This is a genomic window from Janthinobacterium sp. BJB426 (assembly GCF_002735705.1).
In the GTDB taxonomy this organism is placed as follows: Bacteria; Pseudomonadota; Gammaproteobacteria; order Burkholderiales; family Burkholderiaceae_D; genus Janthinobacterium.
On the sequence record NZ_PDZL01000007.1, the window covers coordinates 36,071 to 53,132 of the forward strand.

The following is a 17,062-nucleotide window of genomic DNA, read 5'->3' on the forward strand; positions in this document are numbered from 1 at the left end:
TGTCTGGGACGCTTGCGCGTCGCCGGGAATGGAGAAAATGATGGAATTGGCAAACAAGCAAATATATACGCAGGAACCAGGATTTTTCAAGCGCCTGAGCCTGATCGATTGGCTGTATGGCGCAGGCTTGCTGGCGGCCTCCCTGTTCGGCCTGATGCGCTTTGGCGCCTTCATGGATATCTATGAAAAAGCCATCCTGCTGGCCGCGGCGCCCACGTTCGCCTGGCTGGGCTGGTACTGGAAGCCCGTGCGCTGGCTGATCCCCGTGGCAGCCGTGCTGTCGCTGTTCGCCATCGAGTTGTACGCGGGCCACCTGGAAATGGCGAACCAGAAATTCTTCCTGAAATACATCTTGTCGAGCCAGTCCGCCATCCTGTGGATGGGCACGCTTTTCGTGCTGTCGACCCTGTTCTACTGGATCGGCCTGGTGGCGCGCTCGGAATTCGGCTCATCCGTCGGCTCCCTGCTGTGCTGGGCCGGCGTCGTGCTGGGCCTGACGGGCATGCTGGTGCGCTGGTACGAGTCTTACCTCATCGGCGCCGACGTGGGCCATATCCCCGTGTCGAACCTGTATGAAGTGTTCATCCTGTTTTCCCTGATCACGGCCATGTTCTACCTGTATTACGAGCAGCACTATGCGACGCGCCAGCTGGGCGCCTTCGTCATGCTGGTCATTTCGGCGGCCGTCGTGTTCCTGATGTGGTACACGGTCACGCGCGACGCGGCCGAAATCCAGCCGCTGGTGCCGGCCCTGCAAAGCTGGTGGATGAAGATCCACGTGCCGGCCAACTTCATCGGCTACGGCACCTTCGCCCTGTCGGCCATGGTGGCCGCAGCCTACCTGCTCAAGTCGAGCGGCTACCTGGTCGACCGCCTGCCGTCGCTGGAAGTGCTCGACGACGTCATGTACAAGGCCATTTCCGTCGGCTTCGCTTTCTTCACGGTAGCGACCATCCTGGGCGCCCTGTGGGCGGCCGAAGCGTGGGGCGGCTACTGGTCATGGGATCCGAAAGAAACGTGGGCGCTGATCGTCTGGCTCAACTATGCAGCCTGGCTGCACATGCGCCTGATGACAGGCTTGCGCGGCCGCGTCGCCTCGTGGTGGGCGCTGGTGGGCTTGCTGGTGACGACCTTCGCGTTTTTGGGCGTGAATATGTTCCTTTCTGGATTACATTCTTACGGCAAGCTTTAATTGTTTTTTGCATGACAGAAGCGTCATGAACGGCTCGGGAAAACTGGTGTAAGGTACAAATAATCACCTTTTCCCGGAGCCGCCATGTTGATCAAGCGCAGTCCCAACGGCATTGAGTTGCCGTATTCTTCCGAAATCACGCCGCGCGCCGTGTTTGAATCGCGCCGCAGCTTCATCAAGCAAGTGGCGCTGGGCTCGGTGTCCAGCGCGGCCTTGCTGGAAATGGCCAGCCGCGAAGCGTTCGCGCAAGGCACCAATCCCAAGCTGGCAGCCAGGCTCAATCCCGCCTATTCGGCGCTGGAAAAGCAGACGGCCTATAAAGACGCCACCAGCTACAACAATTTCTACGAATTCGGCACGGACAAGAGCGATCCGGCGCAAAACGCGGGCACCCTGCGCACGCGGCCGTGGACGGTCAGCATCGAAGGCGAAGTCAAGAAACCGATGACCCTGGACCTCGACGCGCTGCTGAAGCTGGCGCCGCTGGAAGAGCGCGTCTACCGCCTGCGCTGCGTGGAAGGCTGGTCGATGGTTATCCCGTGGGTCGGTTATTCCTTCTCGGAAATCATCAAGAAGGTCGAGCCGACGGGCAATGCCAAGTACGTGGAATTCATCACCCTGGCCGATAAGAAGCAGATGCCGGGCGTGGGCAGCAGAGTGCTGCAGTGGCCGTATACGGAAGGCTTGCGCATCGACGAGGCGAACCATCCGCTGGCCCTGCTGACCCTGGGCATGTATGGCGAAACCTTGCCGAACCAGAATGGCGCACCCGTGCGCATGGTGTTGCCGTGGAAATATGGTTTCAAGTCAGCCAAATCCATCGTCAAGATCCGTTTCGTCAAGGAACAGCCGCGCACGTCCTGGAACCTGTCGGCGCCGTCCGAATACGGTTTTTACTCGAATGTGAACCCCAACGTCGATCATCCGCGCTGGTCGCAAGCTTCCGAGCGGCGCATCGGCGAAGACGGTTTTCTCACGCGCAAGCGCAAGACCCTGATGTTCAATGGCTACAACGATGTCGCTTCCTTGTACGCGGGCATGGATCTGAAGAAGTTCTTTTAAGGAAAGACCATGGCCTTCAACCCCACGCCGAGACAATTGTCGCTATTCAAAAGTCTGGTTTTTTTGCTGGCACTGCTGCCGTTTGCCCGCATGGTGTGGCTGACGTACACGGGGCAACTGGTGGAGCCGCTGGAATTCATCACGCGCGGTACGGGTGACTGGACCCTGTATTTCCTGTGCATCAGCCTGGCGGTGACACCCTTGCGGCGCCTCACGCAATGGAATTGGCTGATCAAGTTGCGGCGCATGCTGGGCCTGTTCGCCTTTTTCTACGCGGCCCTGCATTTCACCACTTTTTTATGGTTCGATCACTTTTTTGATGTGCAGGAAATGTGGAAGGATGTGCTCAAGCGGCCGTTCATCACCGTGGGTTTCATCGCCTTCGTCTTGCTGATTCCGCTGGCCGTGACGAGCACGAACGGCATGGTGAAACGCCTGGGGGGCAAGCGCTGGCAGTGGCTGCACCGGTTGATCTACATCATCGCGCCGCTGGGCATCTTGCACTTCTGGTGGATGAAGGCGGGCAAGCATAATTTCGCGCAACCGATACTTTTTGGTAGTATCGTCGCGCTACTGCTGTTAATACGCGTGGTTTTCGCCTGGAGCAAGCGGGAGAAGAGCGTCAGGGCGGCCAAGGCAGCCACCCCGGTACGCTCGACTTAGGTTGCCGGCACGATCACCGGTGGCGGCGGCACGGGCGCCGGTTCTACGGGGCCTTTGGCTGGCGCACCCTTGGCCGCTGGCGGCTTGGGCAGGTACAGGGGGCCAGGCTGGCCGCAGCCGGCCAGGACGCTAGAAACCACAATGGCGGTGCCGATATAAAACGCTGAGGATGACTTCACGATTAGAATCACGGTTTGATTAAGATCTTTGGAGTGTAGCATGAGCGAATCGGAATTCCTGGCCCTGGCCGAAGCCACCCTGACCCAGATCGAGGCGGCGCTGGACCGGCTGAACGATGAAGACGTGCTCGACGTCGAATGCAGCCGCAGCGGCAATGTGCTGGAAATCGAATTCATCGATAACGGCACGAAAATCATCGTCAACAGCCAGGCCCCCATGCGCGAGATGTGGGTAGCCGCCCGTTCCGGCGGTTTCCACTACAAGCGCGTGGATGACGAATGGCGCAACACGCGCGACGGTTCGGAACTGTTTGCGGCCCTGTCGGCCATGGCCAGCGAGCAGGCGGGTGCTCCCGTTGTGCTGAAGTAATTGTTTTAGCCGCGCGCAATAAAAAAGGGCAGCCTCTTCAGGCTGCCCTTTTTGCGTCAAACGAACTTAGAACAGCTCGTTCTTCACGGCTTCCTTGGCTTTCTCTTCCTCCGGCGTGCCGCGCGCCGCGCCTTCCAGGCTGCCGACGCCCGTGCCCGGCGGATTTTCCGCATAGTAATACTCGTCGCCCACGTGGATCAGCCCTTCCGGCACGGCGCGTTCCTCGACGGGAATGCTCTTCAGGGCTTTCGCCATGTAGCTGATCCAGATCGGCAAGGCCAGGCCGCCGCCCGTTTCCCGGTTGCCCAGGTTGCGCGGCTGGTCGTAGCCGATCCACGCGATGCCCACCAGCTTGGCCTGGTAGCCGGCGAACCACGCATCGATGGAATCGTTGGTGGTACCGGTCTTGCCGGCCAGGTCAGGGCGCTTCAAGGCCATGGCCTTGTTCGCCGTGCCGAAGCGCACGACGTCGTTGAGCATGCTGTTCATCATGAAGGCGTTGCGCTCGTCGATGACCCGGTTGGCTTCCTCGCCCGCCAGGTCCGGCTTGGCTTGCGACAAGATATTGCCGTCGCTATCGGTCACCTTGGCGATCAGGTACGGGTTGATCTTGTAGCCGCCATTGGCGAACACTGCGTACGCGCCCGCCATCTGCAGCGGCGTCACGTTGCCGGCGCCCAGGGCCAGGGTCAGGTACGGCGGGTTCTTGTCCGCGTCAAAGCCGAAGCGCGTCGCGTATTCCTGGCCATACTTGGCGCCGATCTTGTGCAGGATGCGGATGGAAATCATGTTCTTCGATTTCATCAAACCCTTGCGCATGGTCATCGGACCATCGTATTTGCTGTCGTAGTTCTTCGGTTCCCACGCCTGGCCGCCAGTCTGGCCCGCGTCGAACGAGATGGGCGCGTCGTTGATGATGGTGGCCGGCGACAGGCCCCGTTCCAGCGACGCGGAATAGATGAAGGGCTTGAAGGCCGAACCGGGCTGGCGCCACGCCTGTGTGACGTGGTTGAACTTGTTGCGGTTGTAATCGAAGCCGCCCACCATGGCGCGGATGGCGCCGTCCGTGGTGCTGGCCGAGACGAACGCCGATTGCACTTCCGGCATCTGCGTCAAGACCCAGGTGTTGCCTTCCTGCATGACACGGATCACGGCGCCGCGCTTGATGCGGCGGTTCGGCGCCGCTTTGTCCGACAGCCAGGCCGCGCCGAAGGTCAGGCCGGGGCCGGTAATGGTGATTTCCTCGCCGGCCGAGGTGACTGCCTGCAACGATTTGGGCGATGCTTGCAGCACCATGGCGGCGATGATGTCGTCGCTGTCCGGGTGGTCGGCCAGTTCCGTCTCGATCGCGTCATCGGCTTCGGCCTTGGTTTTCGGAATCTCGATATACGCTTCCGGGCCGCGGTAGCCGTGGCGTTTCTCGTAATCCATCACGCCCTTGCGCAAGGCGATGTAGGCGGCGTCCTGGTCGGCCTTGGTGATGGTGGTGTAGACGTTCAGGCCGCGCGTATAGGTGTCTTCCTTGAATTGCTCGTAGACCAGCTGGCGCGCCATTTCTGACACGTATTCCGCGTGCACGCCGAAGGCGCTGCTGTCGGTTTTCACTTTCAGCTCTTCATTCTTGGCTTCCGTATACTGCTCTGGCGTAATGTAGCCCAGCTGCGCCATGCGCTGCAGGATGTATTGCTGGCGCATGCGCGCGCGTTTCGGATTGACGACGGGGTTGTAGGCCGACGGCGCCTTTGGCAAGCCGGCCAGCATGGCCGCTTCGGCCACGGTCAGGTCCTGGATGTTCTTGCCGAAATAGATTTGCGCGGCCGAGGCGAAGCCGTAGGCGCGCTGTCCCAGATAAATCTGGTTCATATACACTTCGAGGATCTGGTCCTTGCTGAGGTTTTTCTCGATCTTCCAGGCCAGCAAGACTTCATACGCCTTGCGCTTCAGGGTCTGTTCACTGGACAGGAAGAAATTGCGCGCCACCTGCTGCGTGATGGTCGAGGCGCCTTGCTTGGCGCCGCCCGTCAGGTTGTGCAGGGCCGCGCGGGTGATGCCCAGGTAATCGACGCCGCCATGTTCATAGAAGCGGTCATCTTCGATGGCCAGCACGGCTTTCTTCATGACATCGGGAATATCCTTGATGTGCACCATGTTGCGCCGCTCTTCGCCGAACTCGCCGATCAACACACTGTCGGACGTGAACACGCGCAGCGGCATCTTGGGCTTGTAATCGGTCAAGGTATCGAGCGCCGGCAGGTTCGGATAGGCCATGGCCAGGCCAAAGACCACCAGCAAGACGCCGACGATGCCCAGGCCCAGCAGCGATACCAGGGCCATCAGCAGGAAACGTTTGGGTTTGCTGCCCTTGGTGGGCGGCTTCGAGCCAGCGGGGCCAGCGGATTTTGAAGATGTCATGCGTCGTATGTCTTTCGGTTAATTATGCCGGCCAATTATAAGCGAGCTTGCCGGGGTGGCAGCGCGCCGTGGCGCTTGCCGGGGTGGCAGCGCGCCGTGGCGCTTGCCGGAGGGATAGTCGAAACTTGCCGATATTCTATATAAGCGTGTATTGGCCCGCTGGCAACCAGGATTTGGTAACAATTATTCTGCGCCAGATCACGGTCCGGCCAGATAGGCGCCACACGCCGCAGACTCCGGCGTGAAATCCGTTTACAAGCCAGCGCTGCCGGGACTAGGCTTTCGGATGGCAGGAATCCCTCCCACGCTGACGTTTCTCTATGAAAAACATGTCCATCAGCAGTTTGCTTGGCATCGGCTTGCTGGGCGTCGACATCGCGGACGATGCCGTGCGCGTGGTCGAGTTGCGGCGCCGGCGTGGAAAACTGTCGTGCCGGCATTGCGCTGCCGCCGCGCTGGCGCCCGGCGTGATACTGGAGGGCAATGTCGAAGACATGCAGGGCCTGGCCGATGCCCTGCGCCAGGTCCGCCACGACAGTGGCAGCGCCTGCACGCGGGTGGCGCTGGCCATGCCGGCCACGGCCCTGATCACGCATGCGATCCGCCTGCCTGCCGGATTGCCGGAAGAACAGCTGGAAATCCTCGTGGAACTGGAAGCGGCGCAGTACATGCCGTTCGCGCTGGAAGACGCCAGCCTGGACTTTTTCATTCTCGGCCCCGCGCCGCCGCTGCCCGGCACGACAGCCAAGGAGGTCGACGTGCTGCTGGTGGCGGCGCGGCGCGCCAGCGTGCAGCGTCGTCTCGATGCGGCCACGGCTGCGGGCTTGCTGGCCGTCGTCATGGATAGCGAGGCACTGGCCTTGCAGGCGGCGCTCGCGCAGGGTGGCTGGCAAGCCTTGCCCGACGGTGGCGTGGCCTACCAGCTGGCCTGGGGCCTGGCCTTGCACCGGTACGCCCGATGACGCTCCGGGCGCCCATGCAGCGCATCAATCTGTTGCCGTATCGCCCGGCAGCACGGCGCAGGCGTATTCAGCTGCTGCTGTGGCAGTTGGCGGGCGGGGCGCTGCTGGGATTGCTGCTGGCCGTGGCGGCAGGCGCCTGGCTGCGCTACCAGCTCGACGCGCAGTCGCGCCGCCAGGAAGGCTGGCGCAGTGTCCTGCAGCAAGTCGATGCCGTGCTTGTCGCCGGCCAGCGGGTGCGGGGCGAGACGGCGGCGCTGCTGCTGCGCCAGCAAGCCATGGCCAGTTTGCAAGAGCAACGCAATGCCTGGGTGCGCATGCTGGACGCGCTGGCGCGGGCGATGCCGGCTGGCGTGACCTTGCACAGTGTGCGCCAGGAAACGGCGATGGTGCGCTTGCAGGGGCAGGCTGCGTCGCAGGACAAGGTCGCGGCATTGCTGCTGGCGCTCGAACAGGCGGCGCCCTGGTCCCGCCCGGAAGTGTTGGAAGTGCACGGCGCGGCCGATGGCGCCGTGGAATGGACGATACGGCTGGCTTTGGCACCCGATGGGCAATCTTAGTGGTGGAGGTTGATCATGCTGAGCTTGAAGACCGCGTCGCTGTGGCCGCTACCCGCGCGCCTCGCTTGCGCCACCCTGGTCGGTACGCTGGTGACGGCCCTGCTGCACCTTGCGTGGCTCGATGGACTGTTGGCGGCCGTGCAGGCGGGGCAAGGCGAGGAGGCCCGCGTGCGCGCCGCTTATCTGTCGGCCCAAGCCAGGGCGCAACAGTTGCCGCATTGGCGCGCACAGCAGCGCCAGGCCGGCGCCGAGCTGGCCCTGCTGGAACAGCAACTGCCCGACCAGCAGGCGATGGCGCTGCTGTTGACGCAGATTAATGCTGCAGGCCAGTCGCGCGGCTTGCAATTTTCCCTGTTCAAGCCCGGTGCGGCCCAGCCGCAAGCGCCGTATGTCGCCTTGCCGATCGCCATACAGTTGCGCGGCGGCTACCACGCCATGGGCGCGCTGCTGGCGGACCTGGCGCGCCTGCCGCGCATCGTCACGGTGCATGAGCTGGCCTTGAGCCTCGGCAAGGATCGTTTGCTGACCCTTGATGCCGTGCTGCACGCGTATCGCTTGCCCGAAGCGGGGGAACGGGCGGCGCAAGCGGCATTGTTGAACAAGACGGGTGCGCCCGCAGCTGCAGCGGCATGGCGCCCGCTTGCCGCTGTCGCGCCGCATCCCTACGCGGCGGCCGCCTTGGCCGATCCTTTTCATGCATTGCCGCCAACGCCCGAGTCCGGTCAGCGTGGCGGCGTGGCGGGGCCTGATGCGCGCCGTGTGCGCGAAGCGCTGGAAAGCGTGGCCTTGCCGGCCATTAGCATGGTCGGCAGCGTGCAGCAGGACGGGCGCCTGAACGCGCTGCTGCTGGCGGGCCAGCGCGTGTACCGGGTGGCGGTGGGCCAGTACCTGGGGCAAGACCACGGCGTGGTGACGGACATCACTGAACAGGCCGTGCACTACCGTGAACTGCTGCGCGAGGCCGATGGCCCCTGGCGCGAGCGGCGCGGCAGCCTGGCCTTGCAGGTGGCGGGGGCCAGTGCGAAGGCCAGCTTGCCCGAGGCGGCGCCATGAGGCCGCGCCGCATGCTCCTGGCCGCCATGCTGTGTTGGCATGCCAGCAGCCTTGCCCAGGAAGCCGTGGTGCTGGTGACGGCGCCGCGTTTGTATGCGGGCGAGAAAATCTCCGTCGACTTTCAGAATGTGGGCGTGCGCGCGGCCCTGCATATCCTGGCCGATGCGTCCGGGCAAAATATCGTTGCCAGCGACAGCGTGGCGGGCAACGTGACCCTGCGTCTGCGCGACTTGCCGTGGGATCAGGCGCTCGATGTGTTGCTGCAGGCGAAAGGGCTGGACATGCGGCGCAATGGTAACGTGCTGTGGATCGCACCGCGCGAGGAAATGCTGGCGCGCGAGAAGCTGGAGCTCGAAACGCGCGCGCAGATCGCGGAACTGGAACCCTTGCAGTCGGCCATCTTTCAGCTCAATTACCAGAAGGCCGAAGCGTTTCGCAGCGTATTCGGCCTGGACGCGGGGGAAGGGCGCAGCCGGCTGCTGTCGCGCCGTGGCAGCGTGCTGATCGAGCCGCGCACGAACCAGCTGTTCGTCACCGACGTACCGGCCCGCCTGGAGCAGATTCGTCAGCTGATCGCGAAGACAGATATTGCTACGCGACAAGTGATGATCGAGGCGCGCATCGTCGAGGCGAATGACAGCTTCAGCCGTAACCTGGGCGCGCGCCTGGGTTTTACGGACCAGCGCCTGGCGGCGGGCCAGCTGCCCGGCTTTTCCTTGGGCGGCAGCGGGCGCCGCGCGGCCATCGGCGGCAGTTACCAGGGCGTGGGCGAGGCGACGGGGCAAACGGTGGCCGGCGCCGGCGCTTTCGTGCCGAACACGCAATTCGTCAACTTGCCGGCCGCCAGCATCAATGGCTTGCAGCCGGCCAGTTTCGCCCTGAGCCTGTTTTCGGCGGGCGCCAACCGTTTTCTGAACCTGGAACTGTCCGCGCTGGAAGCAGATGGCAGGGGCAAGATCATTTCCAGTCCCCGCGTGGTGACGGCTGACAAGGTGCTGGCGCTGATCGAGCAGGGCATCGAGCTGCCGTACCAGGTGGCCACCAGCAGCGGCGCCACGTCGATCACGTTTCGCAAGGCCAACCTGCGCCTGGAAGTGACGCCGCAGATTACGCCGGACGGCAACGTGGTGCTGGAAGTGGACGTCAACAAGGATAGCGTGGGCCAGGAAACCCGTTCCGGCTTTGCCATCGACACCAAGCATGTGCGCACGCAAGTGATGGTGGAAGACGGCGGCACGGTGGTGCTGGGCGGCATTTATCAGCAATCCGAGCGGGGTACGGACAGCAAGGTGCCACTGCTGGGCGACATCCCCGTGCTCGGTGTTTTTTTCCGCAGCACGGGCCGCAGTCAAGAAAAAACGGAACTGATGGTGTTTATTACGCCGAAAATAGTGGCAGATCGGCCAGCAACACGTTAATGTCACATCTTTACGTTTAAGTAACAATGCACACGAAAGCGGACTGATGGCGACTATGCGGAATGTATCTTGGGGCAACACTTATTGGAGTCGGGTATCGAATTGGCTGGTCTTGCTGGCGCTGGGCACCTTGCTGGCCGCGTGTGGCGGCGGTGGTGGTGATCCCACCATCGATGGCGGCAGCAGTGGCGGCACGACGGGTGGCGTGGCCGCGACGGTCACGGTAAGCCTGTTTAACGCTGCTGGCCAGCCTGGCAGTACGCTAAGCAGCACGACGCCGCTGACGGCCAAGGCGCTCGTCAACGATAAAAATGGCGTTCCCGTCAGCAATGCCGTGGTCACGTTTTCGGCCGATGCCACGCTGGTAACGTTGTCGTCGACCAACGGCACGGCACTGACCGATGCCAAGGGCTATGCCAGCATCACCATTTCGGCCTTGAATGCGACGGTCACCGGCGCGGGCAAGCTGACGGCGACTGTCGCGGCGGGTACCGCCACGGTAAGCGGCGACGCGAGCTATGCGATCAAGACGGAGCAGGCTGCGGGTGCAAAAATGACGCTGTCGCTGCTCAACGGCGGCAGCGCCAGTAACGCGCTGTCGAGCGCGACTCCGCTGACGGCCAAGGCCGTAGTCACCGATCTGAGCGGGAAACCGATCAGCGGTGCGCTGGTATTGTTTTCTACCGACAACGCTTTGGCCACGCTGTCGTCCTCGACGGGCACGGCGCTGACTGACGACAATGGCATGGCCAGCGTCATCTTGCGGCCAGTCAGCCTGCTGGTCAGTGGTGCCAGTACATTGCAGGCCACCACCAGCGTCAATGGCGCCACCGCCAATAGCCAGGCCAACTATGTGCTCGGGGCCACCGAATTGTTTGCGTTGAACTTGACATTCCTGCCGAATAGTATCGCTGCGTATGGCTCCACGACCATGTCGGTGGATATCTATTCCGGCGATATTATGACGGGCGGAACCCCATACCTGGGGCCTGGCGCGACGGTCCGATTTAGCTCGCCCTGCATTTTGGCAGGAAAGGCCAGTGTGGCAACGGACGTTGCTGCCAATAACGGCAAGGCAACGGTCGTGTATCGCGATCTCGGTTGCAGCAACACCGACAAGATCAATGCCAGCGTGGTTGGCAGTAACAGCGCCACGCACTCGTCCCTGCCTGTTGGCTCCCCCGCGCCGGCATCGATACAGCTGTCAGCCGTCAGCCCGGCAGGCAAGTCCATCGTGATCAAGGGACAGGGCGGCCTGCTGCGCACGGAAACTGCGACGCTCACGTTCCGCGTGTTCGACACCTTTAACAAGCCGCTTGCCGGCCAGGATGTGACGTTCTCGCTGGACGACGGGGCTGCCGTCACCCTCAATAAGTTGACGGACACCACCGATGCCAATGGCGAGGTCATTACCACGGTCAATTCCGGTACTACGCCGACCACGTTCCGCGTGAAGGCGGCACTGAAATCCTCGCCGTATATGAATACGTATTCCGACTCCATCCTCGTCACGACCGGCAAGCCCGTGCAGTCGGGATTCTCGATCAGCGTGGGCAAGTCGAATGTGGAAGGCTGGTCGTATGACAGTACCTTGAACACGCCGGCGACCACTGTCACGGTGTTGCTGGCCGACCAGGCGGGCAATCCTGTTCCTGACGGTACGCCCGTCGCATTCCAGAGCAGCCTGGGCGCCATTGGATCGTCCAGCATGGGCGGGTGCATCACCTCCAATGGCGGTTGCTCGGTCGACTTCCGCAGCCAGGAGCCGCGCACGGCAAGCAATCCTCCCGTCACGCCCTGCAATGATGTCAGCAATGGCGGTACGGCAGACAAACCATGGCCAGGCCTGGCGTTGATCTGTGCCAGCACGACCGACGGCAGCAAGCCGCTGTTTGTCAGAACGGCCATTTTCCTGAGCGGCAGTCACGCCGAGAATGTCACATTGCTCGATGGCGCACATAGCGTCAGTCTCGACGGCAGCGCCTATGATCTGGGCACCGTGAAGGCTGCGGATGTGCGTCAATTCAGTGTGCGGCTCAGCGATGCACGCCAGAATCCCATGCCTTCCGGCAGCACGGTGTCGATTGCCAACATGGTCAACGGTAGCGCCACCATATCGCCCACCAGCGTGCAAAATGTCTTCCCGCATAACGCCTTCGGTGTCGATGACAGGACCGGAAGCAACATTCAGGGTAACCAGGGAAGCTGGCATGCCGTTACAATTAACAGCCTGACGCCGACCAGCTGTACGATCCCGTTGACCAGCACGTTTAATTTGACGGTGACCACGCCGCTGGGCAATACCACCAGTTATCCGTTTAAACTGGCATTCTCTTGTCCTTGACGCTAGGGGAACGGGCAGTACTGCGCAGGGGGCAGGCTGCTCGTGGTGTGCGTTTATTTTCTGATTGATATAAAAGTGTCCGAAATTTCCAACAGTAATATCTTTCTTGTCGGCCTCATGGGCGCAGGCAAAACCACGATCGGGCGAATCCTGGCCCGCAAGCTGGGCTTGCGCTTTGTCGATTCCGACCACGAAATCGAGGCACGCACGGGGGCGACCATCCCGTGGATCTTTGAAATCGAGGGCGAGGCCAGCTTTCGCCGGCGCGAGGCCGAGGTCATTCGCGACCTGAGCGCCCAGGAAGGCATCGTCATGGCCACGGGCGGCGGGGCCATCCTCAACGCCGACAGCCGGGCCTACCTGAAGGAACGGGGCACGGTCGTCTACCTGCGCGCCAGCGTCAGCAACATCCTGGCGCGTACCAGCCATGACAAGAACCGCCCCCTGCTGCAGACGGCCGACCCGCGCCGCAAGCTGGAAGAATTGACGTCGCAGCGCGAACCCCATTACATGGAAGTGGCCGACATTGTGATCGACACGGGCCGTCCTAACGTACAATCGATGGTTCAGACCATCCTGATGCAGCTGGCCAGCCTCGAATGCGAGGCTTCGCCCAACTGCGTCATTCATGCAGAGCCTTCGATGAACGAGCAATCCAAAATGTTGTTGAGCGTAGACCTCGACGAACGCAGTTATCCGATCGCCATCGGTCCCGGCCTGCTGGCCGACGCCGATGCGCTGCTGCGCCATATCAGCGGCCACAAGGTGGCCATCGTCACCAATACTACCGTCGCGCCCCTGTACCTGGGCCGCCTGCAGGCGGCGCTGGCCAGCGATGGCCGCGAAGTGATCAGCATCGTCCTGCCTGACGGCGAAGAGTATAAAAACTGGGCCAGCCTGATGCAGATCTTCGACGCGCTGCTGGCCAATAAATGCGACCGCAAGACCACCCTCGTGGCCCTGGGCGGCGGCGTGATCGGTGACCTGACCGGCTACGCGGCGGCCAGCTACATGCGCGGCATCGGCTTCGTGCAGGTGCCGACCACCTTGCTGGCGCAGGTCGATTCCTCCGTCGGCGGCAAGACGGGCATCAACCATCCGCTGGGCAAGAACATGATCGGCGCCTTCTACCAGCCGCGCGCCGTGATCGCCGACACCTCGACCCTGGAAACCCTGCCGGCGCGCGAGCTGTCGGCGGGCCTGGCTGAAGTGATCAAGCATGGCGCCATCATCGATGCCGCGTTTTTCGACTGGATCGAGGCAAACATGGGCAAGCTGATGGCGCGCGACAAGGGCGCGCTCGCGTATGCGATCGCCCGCTCGTGCGAAATCAAGGCCGATGTGGTGCGCCAGGACGAACGCGAAGGCGGCTTGCGCGCCATCCTGAACTTCGGCCACACCTTCGGCCACGCCATTGAGGCGGGCCTGGGCTACGGCCACTGGCTGCACGGCGAAGCCGTCGGCTGCGGCATGGTGATGGCGGCCGACCTGTCCTGCCGCATGGGCTATATCGACCAGGCGGCCGTGGAGCGCGTGCGCAAGCTCGTCGCCGCCGCCGGCCTGCCGATCAAGGCGCCGGACCTCGGTGTCGAGCGCTGGCTGGAACTGATGGAAGTGGACAAGAAGAACGAGGGCGGCGCCATCAAGTTCATCTTGCTCAAACCCTTGGGCAGCCCGAACATCACGTCCGCGCCGCACGAACTGGTGCTGGCCACCCTGGCCGCCGGAGTGGCTTGATCATGATGCCCGAAGACTTCCTCGCTCCGTATGCGGCCCATTCGGCACAGGGGCAGGGACGTCGCTTTGCCGAGGCGCCGCACGCCTCGCGCAGCCAGTTCCAGCGCGACCGCGACCGCATCATCCATTCCTCGGCCTTCCGCCGCCTCGAATACAAGACGCAGGTGTTCCTCAACCACGAGGGAGATTTGTTCCGCACGCGCCTGACGCACAGCCTGGAAGTGGCGCAAGTGGGGCGTTCCATCGCGCGCAACCTGCGCCTGAACGAAGACCTGGTCGAAGCCATCGCGCTCGCGCATGACCTGGGCCACACACCGTTCGGCCACGTGGGCCAGGACGTGCTCAATGAATGCATGCAGGCGCACGGCGGCTTCGAGCACAACCTGCAAAGCCTGCGCGTGGTCGACACGCTGGAAGAGCACTACGGCGCCTTCGATGGCTTGAACCTGATGTTCGAGACGCGCGAAGGCATATTAAAACACTGCTCGCTGGCGCATGCGCGCGAACTGGGCCCGGTGGCACAGCGCTTCATCGACCGCACGCAACCGACCCTGGAAGCGCAGCTGACCAACCTGGCCGACGAAATCGCCTACAACAGCCACGATATCGATGATGGCTTGCGTTCCGGCCTGATCACCATCGCCCAGCTGGAAGAGGTGGAATTCTTCGGCCGTCTGTGGCGCGAGGTGCAGCAGGCGTTTCCCGGCCTGTCCGGCCGGCGCGCCATTTACGAAACCCTGCGCCGCCTGATCACGGCCCTGGCCGACGATCTGATCGTCACATCGAATGCGTTGATCCTCGACGCGGCGCCGCGCGACGTCAGCGAAGTGCGCGCCAGTGCCCCACTGATCCGTTTTTCGGATGCCATGCGCAAGGATGCGACGGAACTGAAACGCTTTTTAAGGGCGAACCTGTACCGCCATTACCAGGTCAACCGCATGCGCGTCAAAGCGAGCCGCATCGTGCGCGAACTGTACGACAGCTTCATGGCCGAACCTGCCCTGCTGCCGCCCGACTATCAACTCAAGGATGGCGACGTCACGCACCAGGCGCGCAAGATCGCCGACTACATCGCCGGCATGACAGACCGCTACGCGATTCGCGAGCACCGCAGGCTGTATTCGCTCGACGAGCTGTAAGCGCATTACCCCCATTCCTCTCCTCTGTCAATTGGCATGATCATCTAGGTCCCCACCCGATCACCCCAATATCCCCGCAGCACCTTCTTTTCTATCATGGCAGCAAGTCAACAAGGGCTTGCCGCCCATAGTCAAGGAGAGTGTCATGATTGAATCGCGCCGCAGTTTCTTGCGCGCCTTGCCAGCCGTAACCATCGGGGCGGCCATCGCGCCGCTGCCCAGCAAGGCCGCAACGAAGGGCGAAGGCGGCCAGCGCTGGGCGATGGTGGTCGATGTGCAGAAATGCATCGGTTGCCAGGCTTGCACGGTCTCTTGCATCATGGAAAACGCCGTGCCGGAAAACAGCTTCCGCACCGTCGTCTCGACCTATGAAGTCAAGGAAGAAAACCGCTGCGGCACCTATATGCTGCCACGGCTGTGCAACCACTGCGCCAATCCCCCCTGCATTCCCGTCTGTCCCGTGGGCGCCACCTTTCAGCGCAAGGATGGCGTCGTCGTCGTCGATGGCGACCGCTGCGTGGGCTGCGCCTACTGCGTGCAGGCGTGCCCGTACGACGCGCGCTTCATCAACCACGAAACGGGCAAGGCCGACAAATGCACGTTCTGCGCGCACCGGGTCGACGAAGGCTTGCTGCCGGCCTGCGTGGAAACCTGCGTGGGCGGCGCGCGCATCTTCGGCGACCTGAATGACCCGGAAAGCATGGTGCACCAGCTGCTGACCGAGAACAAGGTGAAGGTGCTGAAACCCGAGCAGGACACCCAGCCCCACGTGTTCTACCTGGGACTGGACACGCGCTTCGCCGGCCACGTCGAAGGCGAAGCGACTCTTTGGCAACCGAGCAAACACGGGAAATAAACCATGGACAGCCACATCACCGAAATTCTCAACGTCACGCGCGAGGCGGCATGGCTGCCGTGGGCGGTGCAGTATTTTTTCCTCATCGGCCTCAGTTACGGCAGCTTCATGCTGACCCTGCCGTACTTCGTTTTCGGCCGCAAGGCGTATGAACGCCTGGGGCGCATCGCGCTGCTGGCCTCCCTCGTCTGCGGCATGACGGCGCCCGTGGCGCTGCTGGCCGACCTGCACGGGCCGGGTCGCTTCTACCATTTCTATATTTACTTCCAGCCGCAGTCGTGGATGTCGTGGGGCTCGTTCTTCATTCCCCTGTATCTGGGCTGTCTGATGCTGTACGCGTGGCTGGCGCTGCGCGTGGACTTCGCCACGCGGGGGCAGGGACAGGACCGTCTGGCCTTCCTTTACCGCTTGGCCGGGCGCGGTGGCGCCGCATCGCGCAAGGCCATCGTCACCGCCGCCGCTTTCACCTTGCTGGCCGCCTTCGTGGTGGGACTGTACACGGGCATGGAAGTGATGGTGGTGCGTGCCAGGCCCCTGTGGTTCACGCCATTCCTGCCGGCGCAATTTGCCGCCACGGCATTCGTGGGAGCGGTGGGTCTGGCGCTGCTGTTCAACCGCTTCCTGCCGGGTCGCGACAAGGCGCTGGAAGTGTCGCTGAACCGGGCGTTGGCCCTGTCGCTGGCGCTGGTGCTGGCCCTGGGCGGCGGCTGGCTGTTCGTGAGCCTCTCTGGCGTGAGCGCCAGCCACAGCATGGCCTTTACCCAGGTGGCTGGCATGCCGCAATGGCAGTTCACGGCCGTCTGGGCCGTGCTGTCGTCCATCGTGCCGATGGCGCTGGCCATCTGGCGCCCGGCCACGAGCGGCCTGGCCAATGGCCTGATCGCGCTGCATAGCGCCTGGATGATGCGCTGGACGATTTTCATCGGCGGCCAGACGATCCCGAAAACGGGCGCCGGCCTGTATGACTACCACCTGCCGATGGGGAACGATGGCTTGATGGGGATTGTCGGCACGGCCGGCCTGTGGATCGCGCTGCTGTTGCTGATGCTGGAATTTTTGCCATGGGCGGGACGCATGCTGCGCAACCGTCCCGCCATGGCCACGCACTGAGGAGTCAA

14 protein-coding genes and 1 pseudogene are annotated in these 17,062 nt (G+C 62.7%); 13 read left to right on the forward strand and 2 right to left on the reverse strand.

Annotated elements, in window-relative coordinates; all coding sequences use genetic code 11:
- Positions 1-40 precede the first annotated feature (40 nt).
- The 3 genes from ccsB to CSQ93_RS13355 all read left to right on the forward strand — a co-directional run bounded on the left by ccsB (position 41) and on the right by CSQ93_RS13355 (position 2,917).
- Entirely contained in the window at positions 41-1,192 is a 1,152-nt protein-coding gene (gene ccsB / locus CSQ93_RS13345) for a c-type cytochrome biogenesis protein CcsB (protein ID WP_034753239.1), read from the forward strand.
- A gap of 84 nt (positions 1,193-1,276) precedes the next feature.
- Positions 1,277-2,254 carry a protein-methionine-sulfoxide reductase catalytic subunit MsrP gene (gene msrP / locus CSQ93_RS13350; protein ID WP_099378445.1) on the forward strand — a complete coding sequence of 326 codons (978 nt, stop codon included), beginning with the start codon at positions 1,277-1,279 and terminating at the stop codon, positions 2,252-2,254.
- Between the two features lie 9 nt (positions 2,255-2,263).
- Positions 2,264-2,917 (forward strand): sulfite oxidase heme-binding subunit YedZ, encoded by a 654-nt coding sequence (locus CSQ93_RS13355; protein WP_099378446.1) that lies wholly within the window; start codon positions 2,264-2,266, stop codon positions 2,915-2,917.
- Here CSQ93_RS13355 and lptM read toward each other — a convergent pair.
- On the reverse strand, positions 2,914-3,096 hold the full coding sequence (gene lptM, locus CSQ93_RS13360; RefSeq protein ID WP_034778304.1) for an LPS translocon maturation chaperone LptM: 183 nt from the start codon (positions 3,094-3,096) through the stop codon (positions 2,914-2,916). The genes CSQ93_RS13355 and lptM overlap by 4 nt on opposite strands.
- A 40-nt stretch (positions 3,097-3,136) precedes the next feature.
- Here lptM and cyaY point away from each other — a divergent pair, with 40 nt between their 5' ends.
- Positions 3,137-3,466 carry an iron donor protein CyaY gene (gene cyaY / locus CSQ93_RS13365; RefSeq protein ID WP_099378448.1) on the forward strand — a complete coding sequence of 110 codons (330 nt, stop codon included), beginning with the start codon at positions 3,137-3,139 and terminating at the stop codon, positions 3,464-3,466.
- 66 nt (positions 3,467-3,532) lie between these two features.
- Here the strand turns inward: cyaY and CSQ93_RS13370 are convergent, their stop codons facing one another.
- A complete protein-coding gene (locus CSQ93_RS13370) occupies positions 3,533-5,878 on the reverse strand; it encodes a penicillin-binding protein 1A (protein WP_099378449.1) in 2,346 nt (781 codons plus the stop codon).
- 329 nt (positions 5,879-6,207) lie between these two features.
- Between CSQ93_RS13370 and pilM the strand changes: the two genes are divergently transcribed.
- From pilM to nrfD, 9 genes and pseudogenes are all read left to right on the forward strand, one after another.
- The gene (gene pilM, locus CSQ93_RS13375; protein WP_158301216.1) at positions 6,208-6,840 is read left to right on the forward strand and encodes a pilus assembly protein PilM; all 633 of its coding nucleotides are present in this window, start codon (positions 6,208-6,210) and stop codon (positions 6,838-6,840) included.
- Between the two features lie 14 nt (positions 6,841-6,854).
- Positions 6,855-7,397: a PilN domain-containing protein gene (locus CSQ93_RS13380; RefSeq protein ID WP_158301217.1), complete on the forward strand. Its 543-nt coding sequence runs from the start codon at positions 6,855-6,857 to the stop codon at positions 7,395-7,397.
- A gap of 15 nt (positions 7,398-7,412) precedes the next feature.
- Complete coding sequence (locus CSQ93_RS13385; protein ID WP_099378452.1) at positions 7,413-8,450, forward strand: pilus assembly protein PilP; 1,038 nt, start codon at positions 7,413-7,415, stop codon at positions 8,448-8,450.
- Positions 8,451-8,542: 92 nt separating this feature from the next.
- Positions 8,543-9,868 (forward strand): annotated as a pseudogene (locus CSQ93_RS13390) (type IV pilus secretin PilQ); the annotation flags it as partial.
- 112 nt (positions 9,869-9,980) lie between these two features.
- Entirely contained in the window at positions 9,981-12,212 is a 2,232-nt protein-coding gene (locus CSQ93_RS13395; protein WP_158301218.1) for an Ig-like domain-containing protein, read from the forward strand.
- Between the two features lie 117 nt (positions 12,213-12,329).
- The gene (aroKB, locus tag CSQ93_RS13400) at positions 12,330-13,949 is read left to right on the forward strand and encodes a bifunctional shikimate kinase/3-dehydroquinate synthase AroKB (protein WP_099378627.1); all 1,620 of its coding nucleotides are present in this window, start codon (positions 12,330-12,332) and stop codon (positions 13,947-13,949) included.
- Between the two features lie 2 nt (positions 13,950-13,951).
- A complete protein-coding gene (locus CSQ93_RS13405) occupies positions 13,952-15,088 on the forward strand; it encodes a deoxyguanosinetriphosphate triphosphohydrolase (protein ID WP_099378455.1) in 1,137 nt (378 codons plus the stop codon).
- 145 nt (positions 15,089-15,233) lie between these two features.
- Positions 15,234-15,944: a sulfate reduction electron transfer complex DsrMKJOP subunit DsrO gene (dsrO, locus tag CSQ93_RS13410; RefSeq protein WP_099378456.1), complete on the forward strand. Its 711-nt coding sequence runs from the start codon at positions 15,234-15,236 to the stop codon at positions 15,942-15,944.
- Positions 15,945-15,947: 3 nt separating this feature from the next.
- Positions 15,948-17,054, forward strand: a complete 1,107-nt coding sequence (nrfD, locus tag CSQ93_RS13415; RefSeq protein WP_099378457.1) for an NrfD/PsrC family molybdoenzyme membrane anchor subunit — start codon at positions 15,948-15,950, stop codon at positions 17,052-17,054.
- Positions 17,055-17,062 lie beyond the last annotated feature (8 nt).